Annotated in this window: 16 protein-coding genes; 11 read left to right on the top strand and 5 right to left on the bottom strand. The window is 71.9% G+C overall.

Annotated features, from left to right (window positions below):
* The first annotated feature begins 135 nt into the window (after positions 1-135).
* From OUY22_RS13405 to OUY22_RS13385, 5 genes are all read left to right on the top strand, one after another.
* Positions 136-642, top strand: a complete 507-nt coding sequence (locus tag OUY22_RS13405; protein WP_270155229.1) for a PadR family transcriptional regulator — start codon at positions 136-138, stop codon at positions 640-642.
* Complete coding sequence (locus OUY22_RS13400; RefSeq protein ID WP_270155228.1) at positions 635-1,300, top strand: ABC transporter ATP-binding protein; 666 nt, start codon at positions 635-637, stop codon at positions 1,298-1,300. Before OUY22_RS13405 ends, OUY22_RS13400 begins: the two co-directional genes overlap by 8 nt.
* Positions 1,297-2,523 (top strand): hypothetical protein, encoded by a 1,227-nt coding sequence (locus OUY22_RS13395; RefSeq protein WP_270155227.1) that lies wholly within the window; start codon positions 1,297-1,299, stop codon positions 2,521-2,523. The genes OUY22_RS13400 and OUY22_RS13395 overlap by 4 nt, the downstream gene beginning before the upstream one ends.
* Before the next feature lie 106 nt (positions 2,524-2,629).
* Positions 2,630-3,958, top strand: coding sequence for a hypothetical protein (locus OUY22_RS13390; protein ID WP_270155226.1), 1,329 nt, complete (start codon positions 2,630-2,632; stop codon positions 3,956-3,958).
* 177 nt (positions 3,959-4,135) lie between these two features.
* Positions 4,136-5,983, top strand: a complete 1,848-nt coding sequence (locus OUY22_RS13385; RefSeq protein ID WP_270155225.1) for a S1 family peptidase — start codon at positions 4,136-4,138, stop codon at positions 5,981-5,983.
* A gap of 63 nt (positions 5,984-6,046) precedes the next feature.
* On the opposite strand, the gene OUY22_RS13380 is transcribed toward OUY22_RS13385, so the two are convergent.
* Complete coding sequence (locus OUY22_RS13380; RefSeq protein ID WP_270155224.1) at positions 6,047-7,051, bottom strand: GlxA family transcriptional regulator; 1,005 nt, start codon at positions 7,049-7,051, stop codon at positions 6,047-6,049.
* Between the two features lie 53 nt (positions 7,052-7,104).
* Here OUY22_RS13380 and OUY22_RS13375 point away from each other — a divergent pair, with 53 nt between their 5' ends.
* The 3 genes from OUY22_RS13375 (at position 7,105) to OUY22_RS13365 (ending at position 9,696) form a co-directional block, all read left to right on the top strand.
* Positions 7,105-7,500, top strand: coding sequence for a cupin domain-containing protein (locus OUY22_RS13375; RefSeq protein WP_270155223.1), 396 nt, complete (start codon positions 7,105-7,107; stop codon positions 7,498-7,500).
* 102 nt (positions 7,501-7,602) lie between these two features.
* On the top strand, positions 7,603-8,901 hold the full coding sequence (locus OUY22_RS13370) for an acyltransferase family protein (RefSeq protein ID WP_270155222.1): 1,299 nt from the start codon (positions 7,603-7,605) through the stop codon (positions 8,899-8,901).
* A gap of 105 nt (positions 8,902-9,006) precedes the next feature.
* A complete protein-coding gene (locus tag OUY22_RS13365; RefSeq protein WP_270155221.1) occupies positions 9,007-9,696 on the top strand; it encodes a hypothetical protein in 690 nt (229 codons plus the stop codon).
* A gap of 53 nt (positions 9,697-9,749) precedes the next feature.
* Here the strand turns inward: OUY22_RS13365 and OUY22_RS13360 are convergent, their stop codons facing one another.
* On the bottom strand, positions 9,750-10,652 hold the full coding sequence (locus OUY22_RS13360) for a polysaccharide deacetylase family protein (protein WP_270155220.1): 903 nt from the start codon (positions 10,650-10,652) through the stop codon (positions 9,750-9,752).
* A gap of 166 nt (positions 10,653-10,818) precedes the next feature.
* Here OUY22_RS13360 and OUY22_RS13355 point away from each other — a divergent pair, with 166 nt between their 5' ends.
* Both OUY22_RS13355 and OUY22_RS13350 read left to right on the top strand, forming a co-directional pair.
* Entirely contained in the window at positions 10,819-12,033 is a 1,215-nt protein-coding gene (locus tag OUY22_RS13355) for an MFS transporter (protein WP_270155219.1), read from the top strand.
* Positions 12,030-12,467, top strand: a complete 438-nt coding sequence (locus OUY22_RS13350; RefSeq protein ID WP_270155218.1) for an NUDIX domain-containing protein — start codon at positions 12,030-12,032, stop codon at positions 12,465-12,467. Before OUY22_RS13355 ends, OUY22_RS13350 begins: the two co-directional genes overlap by 4 nt.
* 128 nt (positions 12,468-12,595) lie before the next feature.
* Here the strand turns inward: OUY22_RS13350 and OUY22_RS13345 are convergent, their stop codons facing one another.
* The gene (locus OUY22_RS13345) at positions 12,596-13,792 is read right to left on the bottom strand and encodes a glycosyltransferase (RefSeq protein ID WP_270155217.1); all 1,197 of its coding nucleotides are present in this window, start codon (positions 13,790-13,792) and stop codon (positions 12,596-12,598) included.
* A gap of 81 nt (positions 13,793-13,873) precedes the next feature.
* On the opposite strand from OUY22_RS13345, the gene OUY22_RS13340 reads away from it, so the two are divergent.
* Positions 13,874-14,464: a TetR/AcrR family transcriptional regulator gene (locus OUY22_RS13340; RefSeq protein ID WP_270155216.1), complete on the top strand. Its 591-nt coding sequence runs from the start codon at positions 13,874-13,876 to the stop codon at positions 14,462-14,464.
* A gap of 129 nt (positions 14,465-14,593) precedes the next feature.
* On the opposite strand, the gene OUY22_RS13335 is transcribed toward OUY22_RS13340, so the two are convergent.
* Together OUY22_RS13335 and OUY22_RS13330 are read right to left on the bottom strand one after the other, a co-directional pair.
* Positions 14,594-14,803 (bottom strand): DUF397 domain-containing protein, encoded by a 210-nt coding sequence (locus tag OUY22_RS13335; protein ID WP_270155215.1) that lies wholly within the window; start codon positions 14,801-14,803, stop codon positions 14,594-14,596.
* On the bottom strand, positions 14,785-15,336 hold a 552-nt coding region (locus OUY22_RS13330; protein WP_270155214.1), incomplete at its 5' end, for a DUF5753 domain-containing protein. The genes OUY22_RS13330 and OUY22_RS13335, both read right to left, overlap by 19 nt.

The raw sequence follows: 15,336 nt of genomic DNA, 5'->3' as shown, positions 1-15,336 counted from the left end.
CGAGCCTTCCCCGACGGGACGCCCGGCTCCCGAGCAAGGTCAGCCAACGCTTCCGAAAGCCAACAGGCCGCGCCGGTACGCCGGGATCTCGGAACACATCGGTCCCGACTATTCATTGAGTGTATAGTCGCGATCATGTCCACGAGTTTTGTCCTGCTCGGCCTCCTTCTCGAACGCCCCAAGCATGGCTACGAGCTGAAGAAAGAGCACGATCACCGCCTGGCCGGAGCCAAGCCTCTGGCCTACGGGCAGGTCTACGCCACGCTCCAGCGGCTGGAGCGCGACGGCTTCGCGGAGGTGGCCGAGACCCGGCAGGAGGGCGGCCCCGAGCGCGCCGTCTACGCGATCACCGACGCCGGACGGGCCGAGCTCGCCCGGTGGCTGGACACGGTGGAGCCGCCCGCGCCGTACGTCGCCAGCCCGCTGTTCGCCCGCGTCGCGGTCGCGGGCAAGGACGCCGACGGCTACCTCGTACGGCAGCGCGAGGCGCATCTGGCACGGATGCGGGAGCTGACCGCCGAGAAGGCGGACGGCACGCCCGCCCGGGTGCTGGCCGCCGACTACGCGCTCCAGCACCTGGACGCGGACCTGCGATGGATAGAGACAGCCCTGTCACGGCTCAAGGAGGAGACCGATGCTTGAGGCCAGAGATTTGATCAAGTCGTACGGCAGGACCAGGGCGCTGACGGGAGCGTCCCTCCACGTCGAGGAGGGCGAGATCGTCGCGATCACCGGGCCCAGCGGGTCGGGCAAGTCGACGCTGCTGCACTGCCTGGCCGGGATCGTCCGCCCGGAGTCCGGCGAGGTCCTCCTCGACGGCAGGCGGATCGACACCTTGGACGAGCCGGACCTCACCCGGTTACGCCGCGAGAGCTTCGGCGTGGTCTTCCAGTTCGGCGGGCTCGTGCCCGAGCTCACCGCCGCGGAGAACGTCGCGTTGCCGCTGCTGTTCAACCGGCACGGCAGGCAGGAGTCAATGACGGTGGCGGCGGACTGGCTGGCCAGGCTGGAGGTGTCCGGCTGCGCGGACCAGCGGTCCGCCGATCTGTCCGGCGGCCAGGTGCAGCGGGTGGCCCTGGCGCGGGCGCTGGCGACCGGCCCGCGGGTGGTGTTCGCCGACGAGCCCACCGGCGCGCTGGACTCGATCGGCGGCGAGCAGGTGATGAAGGCGCTGGTCGAGACCGCCCGCGCCCGCCGGGCCACCGTCGTCCTGGTGACCCACGACAACCGGGTGGCCGCGTACGCCGACCGGGAGATCGCCCTGCGCGACGGAGCCGTGCTGACGGGGGTCGGCCGATGATCGCCCTCATCCGGGTCCTGAACAAGGGCCGGTCGCGGACCGAGCGGGTCCGCGCCTGGCTGGTCACCGCCGGACTGGGCGTGGCCACGTACCTGATCTGCACGGCCGTCAGCCTGGCCGACCTCGACGACGACGGCGGCTCACTGACCGGGCTGGCCCTGGCGCTGCTGGCCCTGCCGGTCATGGGCCTGGTCCACCTGGCCAACCGGCTGGCCTCGGCCACCAGGGAACGCCGGCTGGCGGCTCTGCGGCTGGCCGGGGCCACGCCGGGCGACGTCCGCGTGCTCGGCGCCGTGGAGGCCGGCGTGCTGGCGCTGTCGGGGTCTCTCGGCGGCGCCGCCGGGTACGTGATCACCCATCTGGCCGGGCCGATCACCCAGGTGCCGGTGGTCGTGACGCTGGTGGCGCTCGCCGCCGTGCTGTCGGGGGCACGCGCCGGGAGGCACGTCGTCGCCTCGCCGCTGGGCGTGTCCCGCGTCCCTCAGCCGCGCGACCCGCGAGCGCTCGACCTGCTTCTCGTGCTGGCCGGCGTCGGCCTCTTCGTGCTGGGGGTCGTGGTCAAGGGCCGCTTCCCGTTCTTCGGCGGGCACGGGGCCGTGGTCTCCATGGCCGCCGGGCTGGTGCTGCTGCTGTTCGGCGTGACCCTGGCCGCGACCTGGCTGATCAGATGGTGCGCCGGCCGGGCCGGCCGCCGGGCCCGTTCCCCCGAGACGTTGCTGGCCGCACGGCTGGTCGAGGCCGACCCGAGGGCGTGGGCCAGAGCCCTGTCCGTGGTGGCCCTGGCGGTGTTCTTCGGCGCGGGCGCCGGAGCCCAGCAGGCGGGGCGGCCCTACTCCGAGGCGCACGCGCTGGTGGACGTCGCGCTCTTCGTCGCCCTGGCGACCGCCGCCGTCGCCGTCCTGGTGCATCAGGCCGAGGAGCTGATCGACCAGCGCCGCGCGTTCGCCGCGCTGGCGGCGGCCGGCGTGCCGGAGGCGGCGCTCGGCGCCGTGCTCGTCCGGAAGGCGGTCATCGCCGCGCTGCCGGTCTGCGCCGTGGCGGCCGTCACGGGGGCGGCGGCGGTCGTGCTCCCGTTGCCGGATTACACGGTCCAGGAACTCGGATGGGTCGTCGTCAGGGGCGTGCTCATGGTGGGCATCGGGGTTCTCGCCACGGTCGTCGTCGCCCTGGCGGCCCGCCCGCTGCTGCGCGGCACGCTCGCCGTGGAGAGGTTGCGCGCCTGATCCAGACCTTGAATGCAGTACGCAGGAAAGTAAGGCCGGGGTTCATTCTCATGCTCTTCTCCAACGCATTCTTATTCATGGCGATTCGCCCTTTCACAATGGGGTGATGACCGACTCTCGACAGCCTCACCGCGAAGAGCCGTGGGGCCAGGCACCGCAGTCGCCGCCGGGACCCGGCCGTCCGGAGAACGGGCCGCAGCCGAGACAGGGAGGCCCGCCACCCGACGTCGACCGGCGATCTGGCCGGTCCGGCTCCTACCAGAACCCGTACGCCGGGGAGGGCCGGCGCAACCCGCCGGCCCGGCAGGCGTGGGAAGACCCACGGGACCCGCCGCCCCGGCCCGACTCCCAGGTCTGGCCGGACCCGCGGCACCGGCAAGACCCCCGGCCCTGGCCGGACGAGCCGGACCCGCAGCCGTGGCCGGACCAGACAGACCCGCAACCCTGGGCCGGCCAGCGCCATCCGCAGCCCGGGGCCGGTCAGCGCCATCCGCAGCCCTGGCCCGACCAACCCCAGCCCTGGCCGGACCAGCCCCAGCCCTGGACCGACCAACCCCAGCCCTGGACCGAGCAGCCGGGCCCGCAGGCTTGGGCGGACCCCCAGGATCCACGTCACTGGCAGGACCGGTTCGGCGGGGGCATGGGTCCGCAGGAGTTCGATCCGCGGCCGAGGCGCGGCACCGGCCTGGTCGTCGCGCTGTCCGTCGGCCTGGCCGTGGTGCTCCTGGGCGGGGGCGCGGTAGGCGTGGTCTCCTACGTCAACGCCACCGGTGCCGGATCGGCTCCCGCCGAGCCCCGTACCAAGCCCTCGCTCCCCACGTCGGCGCCCTGGCAGTCCGACGAGCCGACGGACGAGCCGGCGCAGGACCAGGTCCCGGACGAGGGGACGCCGACCGACGAGCCGACCGGTCCGGCGGTCGAGCCCACGGACTCGCCGTCCGACTCCGGCCGCCCCGAGGCGGGATCGGGGATCGCGCACACCGAGTTCGACGACTGGCGGTTCGAGTGGGAGGGCGTCCGGTTCTCGGCCAAGAAGGTCGGCGGCTGGACATACGAGACGTGCGATCCGGTCGACGGCCACGGCGTGCTGGCCGGCAACCAGTGCCGGCGGGCCATCCAGGTCGCCTACACCGCCTACCGGGGGCATCTCAAGGCGGTGCAGGTCACGATGGCGTTCCCCTCGGAGAAGGCCGCCAAGGCCGCGGCCGCGCGGCTGGCGAAGCTGGACTCGTCCGCGGTGAACACGCGCCGGGACATGACCTTCCCCACGTTCGCGTACGGGAAGTTCCTCACGCACCCGTCGAAGAACTATGTGGTCACCACTCTCGTCACCGCGGACGAGACGGCCAGGTCCAGGGCGCTGAAGTTCCACGCCTACCTGCATGCCAACGGCGTCGGCCATTTCCTGCTGCGCGACCAGACGGTCACCACGTGACCGCCTGACCGTACGCCGTTCCAGGGGGAGAGACGCGAGCCCGGCGCCCCCGCCGGCCGCGCCACGCGAGCCCATCGGCCCCGTCCGCCTCCGGGGCCCGCGGCCGCCACGCTGGGGACATAAGCTGCCATTCGGCTCCAAGTCAGGTACAAGAGCCGTCCCACACCATGACCCGTTGTGAGTGGAAAACGTAGGAAGAAGTGGATCGCTGCGGTCGCGGCGGTCATCATGGCGGTCACGCTGCCGGCCCTGCCGGCCGCCGCCGACGAGGGGGCCGACGAACGCCCCGACATCCCGGTCGGCACCTGGCTCGCCGCCCGTACCCAGCCCGCCGTGCAGCTGACCAGCCTCACCTACACCGGCACGGTGGCCGTGCCGTCCAGCGTGCTCAACCAGGCCGCGTTCAACCGGCTCGTCCAGCAGGCCACGGACGCCGTCACCTCCGGCAAGATCTCCGCGGACGAGCGCAGCATCGCGAAGTGGATCTTCCAGCGGATCGCCGCCGACGTGGACACCTACCTGGGCGTGAGCGCCCCGGAGCGCACGGTCGAGGCCGAGGTCGGCGGCATGTGCACGGGCTGGTGGGTGACCCCCGACGGCTACATGGTCACCGGCGCGCACTGCGTCCAGCTCGGCGAGACGGAGCTCGCGCAGACGTTCGCCCGGCAGGCGCTCGCCAAGTTCAACCAGGAGGACGCCCAGGGGATCGTCAGCGGCCTGCAGGGCATCGAGACCGACGAGGAGATCCTCAAGCTCGCGCAGCAGATCTTCGTCACGTTCAACACGAACCACATGAAGATCCGCAACCTGCAGCAGAGCCTCACGGTGCTCCAGAGCCTGCCCGGCGGCGGCGTGGACAAGACCGCCAAGGCGGTCCCGGCCGAACTGGTGTCGGTGGGCGAGAACTACCCCGGCAAGGACTTCGCGCTGCTCAAGGTCAACGGCCAGCAGAACCTGCCCACGGTGCCGCTCGGCGAGGACGGCGACGTGCGCACCGGCGACACCTTGTACATCAGTGGCTTTCCCGGCCTGGTCACCAACACGGCGTTCTTCAGCCTGGAGTCGAGGCTGGAGCCCGCGCTGACCGAGGGCCCGTACAACGCCACGCGGGCCACGCAGACCGGCGTGCCGTACATCCAGACCCAGGCGCCCTCCTACCACGGCAACTCCGGCGGCCCGGTGTTCAGCAAGGACGGCAAGGTCATCGGCATGCTGATCGCCGGCACGGTCAGCGAAGGCGGCGAGGCGTCGGAGAACGAGAGCTTCGTCCTGCCGGTCAGCATCGTCAAGGAGAAGCTCGGCGAGAAGAACGTCAAGCCGGCCCAGGCCCTCACCACCACCCGGTACAACGAGGCGCTGAACGACTTCTTCCGGCACTACTACGAGGACGCGCTGCCCAAGTTCCGCGAGGTGCAGGCGCTGTTCCCGAACCACCCGTACGTGGCCAAGTACATCTCCGAGTCACAGCAGGCGATCTCCGCGGGCAAGGACCGGTCGCCCAGGCCGATCCTCCTGTGGGTGCTGATCGGAGCCGGCGTGCTGGTCGCCCTGGTGATCGCGCTGATCCTGGTGAAGGTCCTGCGCGGCCGCAGGCGTCAGGGCCCGCCTTCCGCGGGACCGGGCGACGGCTACGCCCCGGTGTCGCCGTACCCGATGCACCAGCTGCCCGCCGCCCCGGGCCAGCACCCGCCGCACGCCCCGTACGGGTCCTCCCCGCACCACGGCGTCCCGTACGGCGCGGACCAGCCCGTGAGCGGCCACCCCGGCGCTTCCCCGTACGGGAGCCACCGGCACGGCGGCGGCCAGTACGGGAGCGGCCAGTACGGGAGCGGCCAGTACGGCGGTCAGTACGGCGGTCAGTACGGGAACGGTCAGCACAGCGGCCCGCACGGCGCCCCCGGGCACGGCGGCGGTCCGTACGGATCTCCCGCGTCCCCGCCGAGCGGCCCCCAGCCGCCCTACGGGGACCGGACCCGCAACGTCCGCTTCGGCCAGTTCGCTCCCCCGCCCGACGACCGGTCATGAGCTCACGCCCCCGCGATCCAGCCCACCCGCCCTGGGCTGGATCGACAAGGGCGTGGCCAGAGGTCAGGCCGATTCCGGGCCGGGCCGCGGGCCGAATCGGCGCCGGTACTCCAGCGGGGTGAGCCCGATCTTGCGACGCATCAGCGCGCGCAGGTTGGCGGCGGTGCCCAGCCCGCTCCGCCGCGCGACGGCCTCGAAGCGGGACTCGCCCCGCTCGATCAGCCGGCACGCCAGGGCGAGTCGTTCCCCCGTGAGCCACGCCAGCGGCGTGGTGCCCAGCTGCGCCTGGAACCGGCGGTGCAGCGTCGCCGGACTGACCGAGGCGCGCGCCGCGAGGCCGGGCACCGTGAGCGGTCCGTCCAGATGCTCCTGGGCCCAGGCGAGGACGGGCGCCAGGGACTCGTCCCGCACCTCGGGCACCGGCCGCTCCACGAACTGCCGTTGCCCGCCGTCGCGGTGGGCGGCGAAGACGAGCCGCCGGCTCACCGCGTTGGCGACCTCCGCGCCGTGGTCGCGCCGGACGAGGTGCAGGCCCAGGTCGAGCGCGGCCGCGCTGCCCGCCGCGGTGAGGATGTCGCCGTCGTCCACGAACAGCACGTCGGTTTCGAGCCGGACGGAAGGGAAGCGGGCCCGGAAGGTGTCCGCCCACTGCCAGTGCGCGGTGGCCCGGCGCCCGTCGAGGACCCCGGACTCGGCCAGGGTGAAGGCGCCGCTGCAGAAGCCGACCAGCCGCGCGCCGCGCGCGTGCGCCCGCCGGACGGCGTCGAGCACGGCGGCTCTGCGGGGCACCTCGACGTCGGGACGGTTCGGGACGATCAGCGTGTCCGCCGTGTCGGCCGCCTCCAGGCCGGCGACGCCCGTGACGGTGAAGAACCCGTCCCTCATCAGCGTGCGCGGCTCGGGGGAACACAGGCGGAAGTCGTAGAGATCGCGTCCGAGCTCGGGCCTGCGCAGGCCGAAGACCTCGGTCGCGCAGCCCAGCTCGAAGGGGTTGGAGTTCTCGTCCACGATCACGACGACCCGGTGCGGGCCCGAGGCAGGGGCAGCGTGCGAGGATCCTTGCGACATGTGCTATTCCTAGCACTCACGCCGGGGGTGCCGGACGGGCCAGGATGTGCGGCATGAGCACGGAACCCATCGCCCTCGGCGACGCCCTGGCCTCCTTCGACGCCCTGTGGAGCCCTCGCGTCGTCACGCGCGTCAACGACTACGACGTACGCCTCGCCAAGGTCGAGGGCGAGCACATCTGGCACGTCCACGACGACACCGACGAGTTCTTCCTGGTGCTCGACGGTGAGCTGCGCATCTCCCTGCGCGAGCCCGGCGGGGAGCGCACGGTCCTGCTCCCCGAGGGCGCGGCGTTCACCGTCCCCCGCGGCACGGAACACAAGCCGGCCGCTCCCACCGGCGCCGCGATCCTCATGTTCGAGCCCACGGGGACGCCCTCGGTCGGCGACCGCCATGACGAGATCCCCGACCACGTCGACGCGACGACGGGGCACGCGCTCGGCTCCTGACGGGCGTCCCACGAGCGGCCTCACCCCGCGCACCGCCCGCGAGAAGTCCCTCGCCACCGGCCGCCGGCGTGACAGCGCAGCTCACGGGGTAGGTCGTCGGCCATGCGAGCGCTGCGGCGGATCAGCAAGCTGGCCGAGGAGACCCCGGCGCACCGGGACCGCCAGGCCGATCTGCTGCGTGCGGCCGCCATCGTCACCGTGATCACGGGCCACTGGCTCTCCGTGTACGTGACGTACGACGGCGGTTTCGAGGGCGGCAGCGTCCTGGACGTGGCGCCGTGGACGCGGTGGCTGACCTGGCTGTTCCAGGTGATGCCGATCTTCTTCCTGGTCGGCGGGTTCGCCGGGGCGGCCTCGTTCACCTCCCACAGGAGCCGTGGCGGCACCGCCGTGACCTGGGTGCTGGGCCGTACGGACCGGCTCGTCCGCCCGACCACCTGCCTGCTCGCCGTGCTCGCCGCGGGAGCCGTCACGGCGCGGGCGGCGGGGGTCGATCCCGGGCTGATCGGCACCGCCGTGTGGCTGGCGGCGATCCCGCTCTGGTTCCTCGTCGCGTACCTGGCGGTGGTGTCGCTCACCCCGTTCATGTACGGCCTGCACCGCAGGTACGGGCTGTACGTGCCCATCCTGCTGACCGTGCTCGTCGGCGTGGGCGACGCGGCCCGCCTGTCCACCGGGGTCAGCCGGGCCGGGTACGCGAGCTTCCTGCTGGCCTGGCTGGCCGTCTACCAGCTCGGGTTCTCCTGGCAGGACGGGCGGCTGACGGCCCGGCGGGGCACGGGTCCGGCGCTGGCCCTGGGCGGGTTCGCCGCCCTGGTGGCGCTGACGGTGGCCGGGCCCTATCCGATCAGCATGGTGGCGGCGGCGGGCGAGGAGATGCAGAACACCTCCCCGCCCACCCTGGCCCTGCTGGCGCTGGCCGCCGCCCAGACCGGGCTGGCCCTGTGGGTGCGCGAGCCGGCCAACCGCTGGCTGCGGCGCTCTCGTCCTTGGACGGTCGTGGTGGCCGTCAACTCCGTCATCATGACGGCGTTCCTGTGGCACATGACGGCCGCGCTGTTCGGCGTGCTGGCGCTGTATCCGACAGGCGTGCTGCCGGAGCCGCCGCCGGGCTCGCCGGCCTGGCTGGCGTGGCGGGTGCCGTGGCTGCTCGTGCTGGCCCTGTTCCTGGCGGTCCTGGTGGCGGTGTTCGGGCCCGTGGAGCAGCGCGCCGGCCCGCGGCCCGATCCGCGTCGCTCGCCGGTCGTGGCGGCCTGCGCCGGGATGGCGGGCGTGGTGGCGGGCCTGCTCGCCGCCGCCGTGGGCGGCCCCGGCGACCACGGTCTCACCGGCCTGCCGGTCCCGGCCCTGGCGGCCTATTTCGCGGGCGCGGCGATCCTCCGTTACGCCCGATCCCACTGAGGCGTCTGCGATTCACCCTGCTTGACCTGCACAAACACGCTTATCGCAGCTTTAAGTAGCCATATGCATCCTTGTGGTAGTACACACCTTCGGGGAGGAACAAGGATGACCACTGGACCAGACGGATTCGACGCCGCTCAGAGTGCGAAGAAGGAGTCGCCCCGGCGCCGCTTCCCCCGATCCCTGCTGCTCGCCGCCGCCACCGGCCTCGTCGTCGTCACCGGCGGCGGCGTCGCCACCGCGGCCGTGCTCTCGACGCCGCCGTCCGCCACCCCCACCCCCACCGCCACCACCAGCGCGACCCCGACGGACACGCCCTCCGAGGACCGGTCCGAAGGCGAGTCCGACCGCAAGGACCGCCGCGGCTGGGGCGGCCCGCTCATGGGCTTCGGCCTCCACGGCGAGTTCGTGGTGCCCGGCGAGGACGGCGCCTACCTGACCCTCGCCACCCAGTACGGCGAGGTCACGGCCGTCGGCCAGGACTCGGTCACGGTCAAGAGCGAGGACGGCTACACCCGGGAGTACGCGGTCAACGCCGACACCAGGATCAACCGCGACGCGAAGATCGACGCGCTGAAGACCGGCCAGAAGGTCGGCGTCAGGGCCACGGTGGAAGGTGGCACGGCCACCGCCGTCGCGATCCGCGACCTCACGGAGTTCGCCGAGCGCGGCCCCCACGGCCCGCACGACAAGCCCGAGAAGGGCGAGAAGCGCGGCCCCCACGGCCACGACCACAATCACGGTCACGACGACGGCCGCGACCAGGCGCCGGCGACCCCCGCGCCGACGTCCTGACCACCGCCGGGCGCCCCGCTCACCCACGGGGCGCCCGGCACAGCCCCCCTGGCTCAATGGACGTCGAACGGACGCGCCTTCCCCTCGAACGGGTACCGGGCCCGGAAGTCCTTCTCCGCCTCGGCGAACGACATGAACCGCACCCCCTTGTGCCCGCGCATGTGCTGGATCAGCCGTTCCAGCATGAGCAGCACCTGCGGCCGACCGCTCACGTCGGGGTGCAGCGTGATGGGGTAGACCGCGTAGTCGAGCTCGCGGTAGACCCAGTCGAACTGGTCGCGCCACTGCACCTCGAGATCGCGCGGATTGACGAAGCCGTGGCTGTTCGGCGACTTCTTGATGAACATCATCGGCGGCAGGTCGTCGAGATACCAGTTCGCGGAGAACTCGACCAGATCCACCTCCTCGCCGTGGACCAGCGGCTTCATCCAGGACGAGGCGTCCTGGTCGTAGTCGATGCGCGTCCACTTCTCGCCGCGGCGGGCGTAGAAGGGCTGGAAGTCCCGGTACGACTGCGAATGGTCGTAGCTGAACCCGTACTTGAGCAGCAGGTCGATGGTGCGCTCCGACATCTCCCACCACGGCGCGACGTACCCGCTCGGCTTGACGCCGAGCAGCTTGTCGAGGGCCTCGACGCTGCGCGCGAGCACGTCCTCCTCCTGCTGGGCGGACATCGCGACCGGGTTCTCGTGCATGTAGCCGTGCGCGCCGACGTCATGCCCCGCCTCGACGATCTTCCCCATCTGGTCGGGGAACGACTCCAGCGAATGCCCCGGTACGAACCAGCTCGTCCTGATGCCTTCCCGGGCGAACAACCGCAGCAGCCGCGGCGTCCCCACCTCGGCGGCGAAGACGCCCCGCTGGATGTCGTTCGGCGAGTCCTGCCCGCCGTACGAGCCGATCCAGCCGGCCACGGCGTCCACATCTATGCCGAAACACACGTTGATGGCTTTCATGCCACGCACGTACCCGGAGCATCACCGCGTACCGGTAATGAACCGACGATGTTCACCCCGGCCGCTCCGCCAGATCATCACCTCTGCCGGCAAACGGGTTGAACCGGACAACCGACACAGCCATGATCGACGTGGAGACGTGCCCGCGACGACGCGAAGGAGCCCGATGGACTCTCCCTCGATGCCGGACACGTCGGAGCCGGTCGGGGAGTCCGCACGGCGCACCCCGTGGCTGACGATCGCCGTCATCTACCTCGGCGGGGTCGTCGCGGCGATGAGCTTCGGCAAGTTCTCCCCGGTCGGGCCGGAGGTGGCGGGCGAGCTGGGGCTGTCGCTGTCGCAGCTGGGCTGGGAGATCTCGGCCGTCGTCGGCGTCGGCGCCGCCGCCGGTCTGCCCGCCGGCTACCTGGTACGCCGCGTCGGCGCGGAGCGGTCACTGGTCGCGGGCCTCGCCCTGACGGCGGCGGCGAGCGCGGCGAGCGTGGCCGCGCCTGACTTCGGCTGGCTGCTGACCGCCCGGTTCGCCGAGGGCATCGGGTATCTCCTGATCATCATCACCTGTCCGGCGCTGGTCGTCCGCCTGGCCACCGGACGCGACCGGGGCACCGCCCTGTCGATCTGGGCCACGTTCGTCCCGATAGGACTCGGGGCGAGCACGCTCGCGGGCGGCGCGCTGGCTTCCGCTCTGGGCTGGCGCGGCTGGATCGCGCTGGTCGCCGGGCTGACGCTGGTGATGGCGCTGGTCCTCTGGGCGCGCCTGCCGCGAGGCCCCGGACGGCAGACGGCCGGCCCGCGCCCCCGGGCCGGAGCGCTGTGGTGGCCGCTGGTGCTCGCCGCGGCCTTCTGCCTGGCCATCCTGGTGACCCTCCCGGTGATCGTCCTCCTGCCCACGCTCCTCATCGAGCAGCAGGGCTACTCGGTCGCCGCCGCGGGCGCCCTCACCTCGCTGATCTCCGTGCTCAGCGCACTCGGCGGGCTGGCCGTGGGAGTGCTGCTCCGCCGGGGCATCCCGGTCGGCGTCCTGGCCCTGACCGGGTTGCTCACCCTCCCGGCCGCCTGGCTCCTGTTCGGCGACCACGGCTCGGCGTCAGCCGCGCTGGCGGGCGCGGCGATCGTCTCCATCGAGAACGGGTTCCTGGGCGCCCTCGGCTTCGCCGCTCTGCCACTGGTGCTGGAGCGGCTCGACCACGCGGACGTCGGCAACGGCGTGGTCGCCCAGGCGGGCAGCCTCGGATCGCTGCTCGGCCCGCCGCTGTTCGGCCTGGTGGCGGCCGGGCTGGGCTTCGGGGCGCTCGTCCCGGCCATCGCCGTCGGCACTCTGGCCGCCGTCGGGTTGCTGCTGCTGGTCGGCAGGCGGGCATCGGACAGGGTGCTCGGATGATCGTCGTACGGGTCACCGGCATCCTCATCGAGGACGAACGGATCCTCCTGCTGGATCAAGACACCGACGCCCGTTCCTGGACGCTGCCCGGCGGGCGGGTCGAGGCGGGCGAGCCGCTGGCCGACGCGCTGGTACGGGAGATGCGCGAGGAGACCGGGCTGGATGTGGAGGTGGGCCGGCTGCTGTACGTGTGCGACCACTTTCCGGGCGGCGGCCTCCACGTCGTCCACATGACGTTCGAGGTCACCCGCGTCGGCGGCACCCTGGGGGTCGTCACCGAGGGCGTGGACACGTACCGGATCCGGGGCGTGCATTTCGTGCCGCTGGTCGAGCTGCCGGGGCTCGGGTTCGGCTCGCGGTTCGTGGAGCTGGCTCAGGGCGGGTGGCCGGGGGCGGGCTCGTATATGGGCGACAAGGCCAACATCGGCCTGTGACGCCGTACCCAGAGCCCAGGGTGAGCGGGTGGCCATCGGTCGCAGAGCGGGTGTTCTGGGCGTCCTTCATGGCCGTACGTCAGCCGAGCCGTCATCGGCGCCAGAAAGGGCGCGGCCCTCGGTCATTCTCAGAGCCGGTTCACCGCCTCGACGACGGGCGCCGCGCCGTCCTCCGCCGAGACCCGGGCCGAGAGGGCTTGGGCCCGCTGCCGGTAGGCCGGGTCGGTGACCGCTGCGGAGAGCGCGGCGGCCAGTCGTGCGGGCGTCAGGCGGCGGAACGGGATCGCGGCCGGAGCCACTCCGAGCGCCATCAGCCTGGACGCCCAGAACGGCTGGTCATTCATGACCGGCACGGCCACGGCCGGCACGCCCGCCCGCACCCCGGCCCCGGTGGTGCCGCCGCCGCAGTGGTGGGCGACGGCGGTCACCCGGGGAAACAACCAGTCGTGCGGCACGTCGCCGACCCCCAGCACGTCATCCGACATGCGCCCCCGCAGGCCGGTCTGCAACACGCCGCGCAACCCGGCCCGCCGTAGCGCCCGCACGGCTAGCTCCGTGTACTCCTCGGCCCGCGCGCCCGCCAAGCTGCCGAAGCCGACGAAGGCCGGTGCGGGCCCTGATGCCAGGAAGTCGCGCAGCACCGGATCCGGCTGCCAGCCCCGCGGCCGGAGCGGCCACCAGTAACCCGTGATTTCCAGTCCCGGCCGCCAGTCGGCCGGGCGCGGCACTACCAGCGGGCTGACCCCGTGGAAGACCGGCCAGCGCATGCTCTCCCGGCGCCGGTAGAGGGTACGAGGTGTCGTCGGGGGCAGCCCAAGCCCGGCCCGCATCTTCGTACTCAACCCGACGAGCACCGGGCCCGCGACGGGCGACTCGAACGCGAGCCGGGCCGCCCTGCGGTTCCCCCATCGCCCGAGCGACCGCTGGAAGAGGCTCAGGACCGGCGGAAAGTCCCCCGTGGGCTCGATCGGCTGCAGGTGCACTCCCATACTCGGCACGCCCATCGCCTCGGCGACGTGAAGGCCCGGCGCGCCCGCCACACCGAGCAGGAGCAGGTCCGCGTCCCGCTCGGCGATTCCGGCCAGGCCCTCCACGAGTTGCTCGCCGTACTCCTTGAAGGCGCTGATGGACAAGCTGCCGGTCAGCGCGGTGAGCGGGTCTCCGGGAAGTGGCAGATGCTCCAGGCCACCTTCGGTCACCAGCTTCGCGTACGGCTCGTGCGCGGCGATGGTCACCTCGTGCCCGGCCTCGCGTAACCGCGCACCCAGCCCGGTGTACGGCGCCACGTCCCCGTACGTGCCGACCCCGATGATCACAACCCGCATCCGGACCTCCGCCATCCTCGGTTATCATGCACTCGCATGATAAAACCTTTATCATGCGAGTGCATGAGAAAGTGGCGGGGTATGCCGAAAATCGTCGACCACGACGCCCGGCGGCGGCACATCGCCGAAGCTGTGCACCGCGTCATCCACGACAAAGGCATGGAGCGCGTCAGCCTGAGAGAGGTCGCCGCCGAGGCCGGGATGTCCATGGGGACGGTGCAGTACTACGTCACCACGAAGGACCAGATGCTCTTGCTGGCACTGGAGCGCATCGCGGTCTGGATCGGGGACCGGGTGGCGGCCGTGGCAGCGCGCCAGTCCACACCGCTCGACGTGCTGCGGGCGACCGTGCTGGAGCTGCTGCCACTGGACGAGGAGCGCAGCTACCTGAACCGCATCGGGCTGGCATTCCAGGCGAGTTCGGTGGTGGACGACGACCAGGCGGCGGCGATGCGGCTCGGGGTGCCGGCCCTGCTGTCCCTCTTCGCCGAGCAGATCAGGGCCGCCCAGACCGCCGGGCAGCTCGCCGCCCACCTGGATGCGGAGAAGGAAGCGAGCATCCTGTACGCGTTCGCGCAGGGCATCGTGAACACCACCCTGGTCGGGCACTACACACCCGAGGGGGTCGCGGCGTTGCTCGACTACCACCTGGCGCGGCTCCACGCGGAATGATGATCCTGGCGTGAATCGCGCCCCGTGACGCTGGCCCCTTGAAGTCGCGACCAGGGCCTACGCGACCCGCCTGGGGCGCGGGACTGGAGTTGACGTGGGCCTGGTCGAGCTTCCAGGAGCCGACCGAGGTCAGGCCAGGTCGAACTCGCCGTCCCTGACGCCGCCTACGAACGCCCTCCACTCGCCGGGGGTGAAGATCAGCGCCGGGCCGTGGGGGTTCTTGCTGTCGCGTACGGCGACGACACCGGGGAGGTTGGTCGCCACCTCAACGCACTGTCCAACGTCGGCACTTGCCGCGGCTTTGCGCCACTCTGCCGCTTCTAGATTGAGCTCGCCCATTTAGCCGCCGCCTCTTCAATCGCCCGTTGTGACATTGATTGTGAGTATGCGTCCGCTCGGATTGTTTCATATCTCACCTTGAGCTGCGCGACCGCCTCAAAATCACCCGTGACCTGCCCGGACAGCCATGAGTCCGCCGAGACGATCTCGGCGCCACCGCGCAATCGGGCCAGCGAGAACGCACTCAGCAGGCCGACCACGCACCCGGCCGCCACGGGCACGACCTGGACGGTGATGCGCGGGTGCTGGGACAACTTCAGAAGGTGGCCGAGCTGATCCGCCAGGATCGCCACGCTGCCGATCGGCCGGTGAAGGACGTTCTCATCGACCAGCGCCAGGTAGATCGGAGCGTCGGGCCTGTCGAACAGGTGCACTCGTCGCGTACGGGCGAGCACCCGTTCCTCGACCTGGTCCGCGGGACAGGTCGAGGAGATGAGGGCGCGAGCGTAATCGGGAGTCTGCAAGCAGCCCGGGATCACCAGCGGATCCCAGGATTGCAGGATCACCGCCTGCGGCTCGATCTCCTCCACCCA

The organism is Nonomuraea corallina (genome assembly GCF_027620315.1).
GTDB lineage: Bacteria > Actinomycetota > Actinomycetes > Streptosporangiales > Streptosporangiaceae > Nonomuraea > Nonomuraea corallina.
The sequence above is the reverse complement of the archived record's forward strand: the minus strand, read 5'-3'. Positions and strand labels throughout refer to the sequence as shown.

Excerpts from the sequence above, each read along its gene's own strand:
- OUY22_RS13405 (WP_270155229.1), top strand. The coding sequence starts at position 136 with ATGTCCACGAGTTTTGTCCTGCTCGGCCTCCTTCTCGAACGCCCCAAG.
- OUY22_RS13400 (WP_270155228.1), top strand. The coding sequence starts at position 635 with ATGCTTGAGGCCAGAGATTTGATCAAGTCGTACGGCAGGACCAGGGCG.
- OUY22_RS13395 (WP_270155227.1), top strand. The coding sequence starts at position 1,297 with ATGATCGCCCTCATCCGGGTCCTGAACAAGGGCCGGTCGCGGACCGAG.
- OUY22_RS13390 (WP_270155226.1), top strand. The coding sequence starts at position 2,630 with ATGACCGACTCTCGACAGCCTCACCGCGAAGAGCCGTGGGGCCAGGCA.
- OUY22_RS13380 (WP_270155224.1), bottom strand. The coding sequence starts at position 7,051 with ATGTCGCAAGGATCCTCGCACGCTGCCCCTGCCTCGGGCCCGCACCGG.
- OUY22_RS13375 (WP_270155223.1), top strand. The coding sequence starts at position 7,105 with ATGAGCACGGAACCCATCGCCCTCGGCGACGCCCTGGCCTCCTTCGAC.
- OUY22_RS13370 (WP_270155222.1), top strand. The coding sequence starts at position 7,603 with ATGCGAGCGCTGCGGCGGATCAGCAAGCTGGCCGAGGAGACCCCGGCG.
- OUY22_RS13365 (WP_270155221.1), top strand. The coding sequence starts at position 9,007 with ATGACCACTGGACCAGACGGATTCGACGCCGCTCAGAGTGCGAAGAAG.
- OUY22_RS13360 (WP_270155220.1), bottom strand. The coding sequence starts at position 10,652 with ATGAAAGCCATCAACGTGTGTTTCGGCATAGATGTGGACGCCGTGGCC.
- OUY22_RS13355 (WP_270155219.1), top strand. The coding sequence starts at position 10,819 with ATGGACTCTCCCTCGATGCCGGACACGTCGGAGCCGGTCGGGGAGTCC.
- OUY22_RS13350 (WP_270155218.1), top strand. The coding sequence starts at position 12,030 with ATGATCGTCGTACGGGTCACCGGCATCCTCATCGAGGACGAACGGATC.
- OUY22_RS13345 (WP_270155217.1), bottom strand. The coding sequence starts at position 13,792 with ATGCGGGTTGTGATCATCGGGGTCGGCACGTACGGGGACGTGGCGCCG.
- OUY22_RS13340 (WP_270155216.1), top strand. The coding sequence starts at position 13,874 with ATGCCGAAAATCGTCGACCACGACGCCCGGCGGCGGCACATCGCCGAA.
- OUY22_RS13335 (WP_270155215.1), bottom strand. The coding sequence starts at position 14,803 with ATGGGCGAGCTCAATCTAGAAGCGGCAGAGTGGCGCAAAGCCGCGGCA.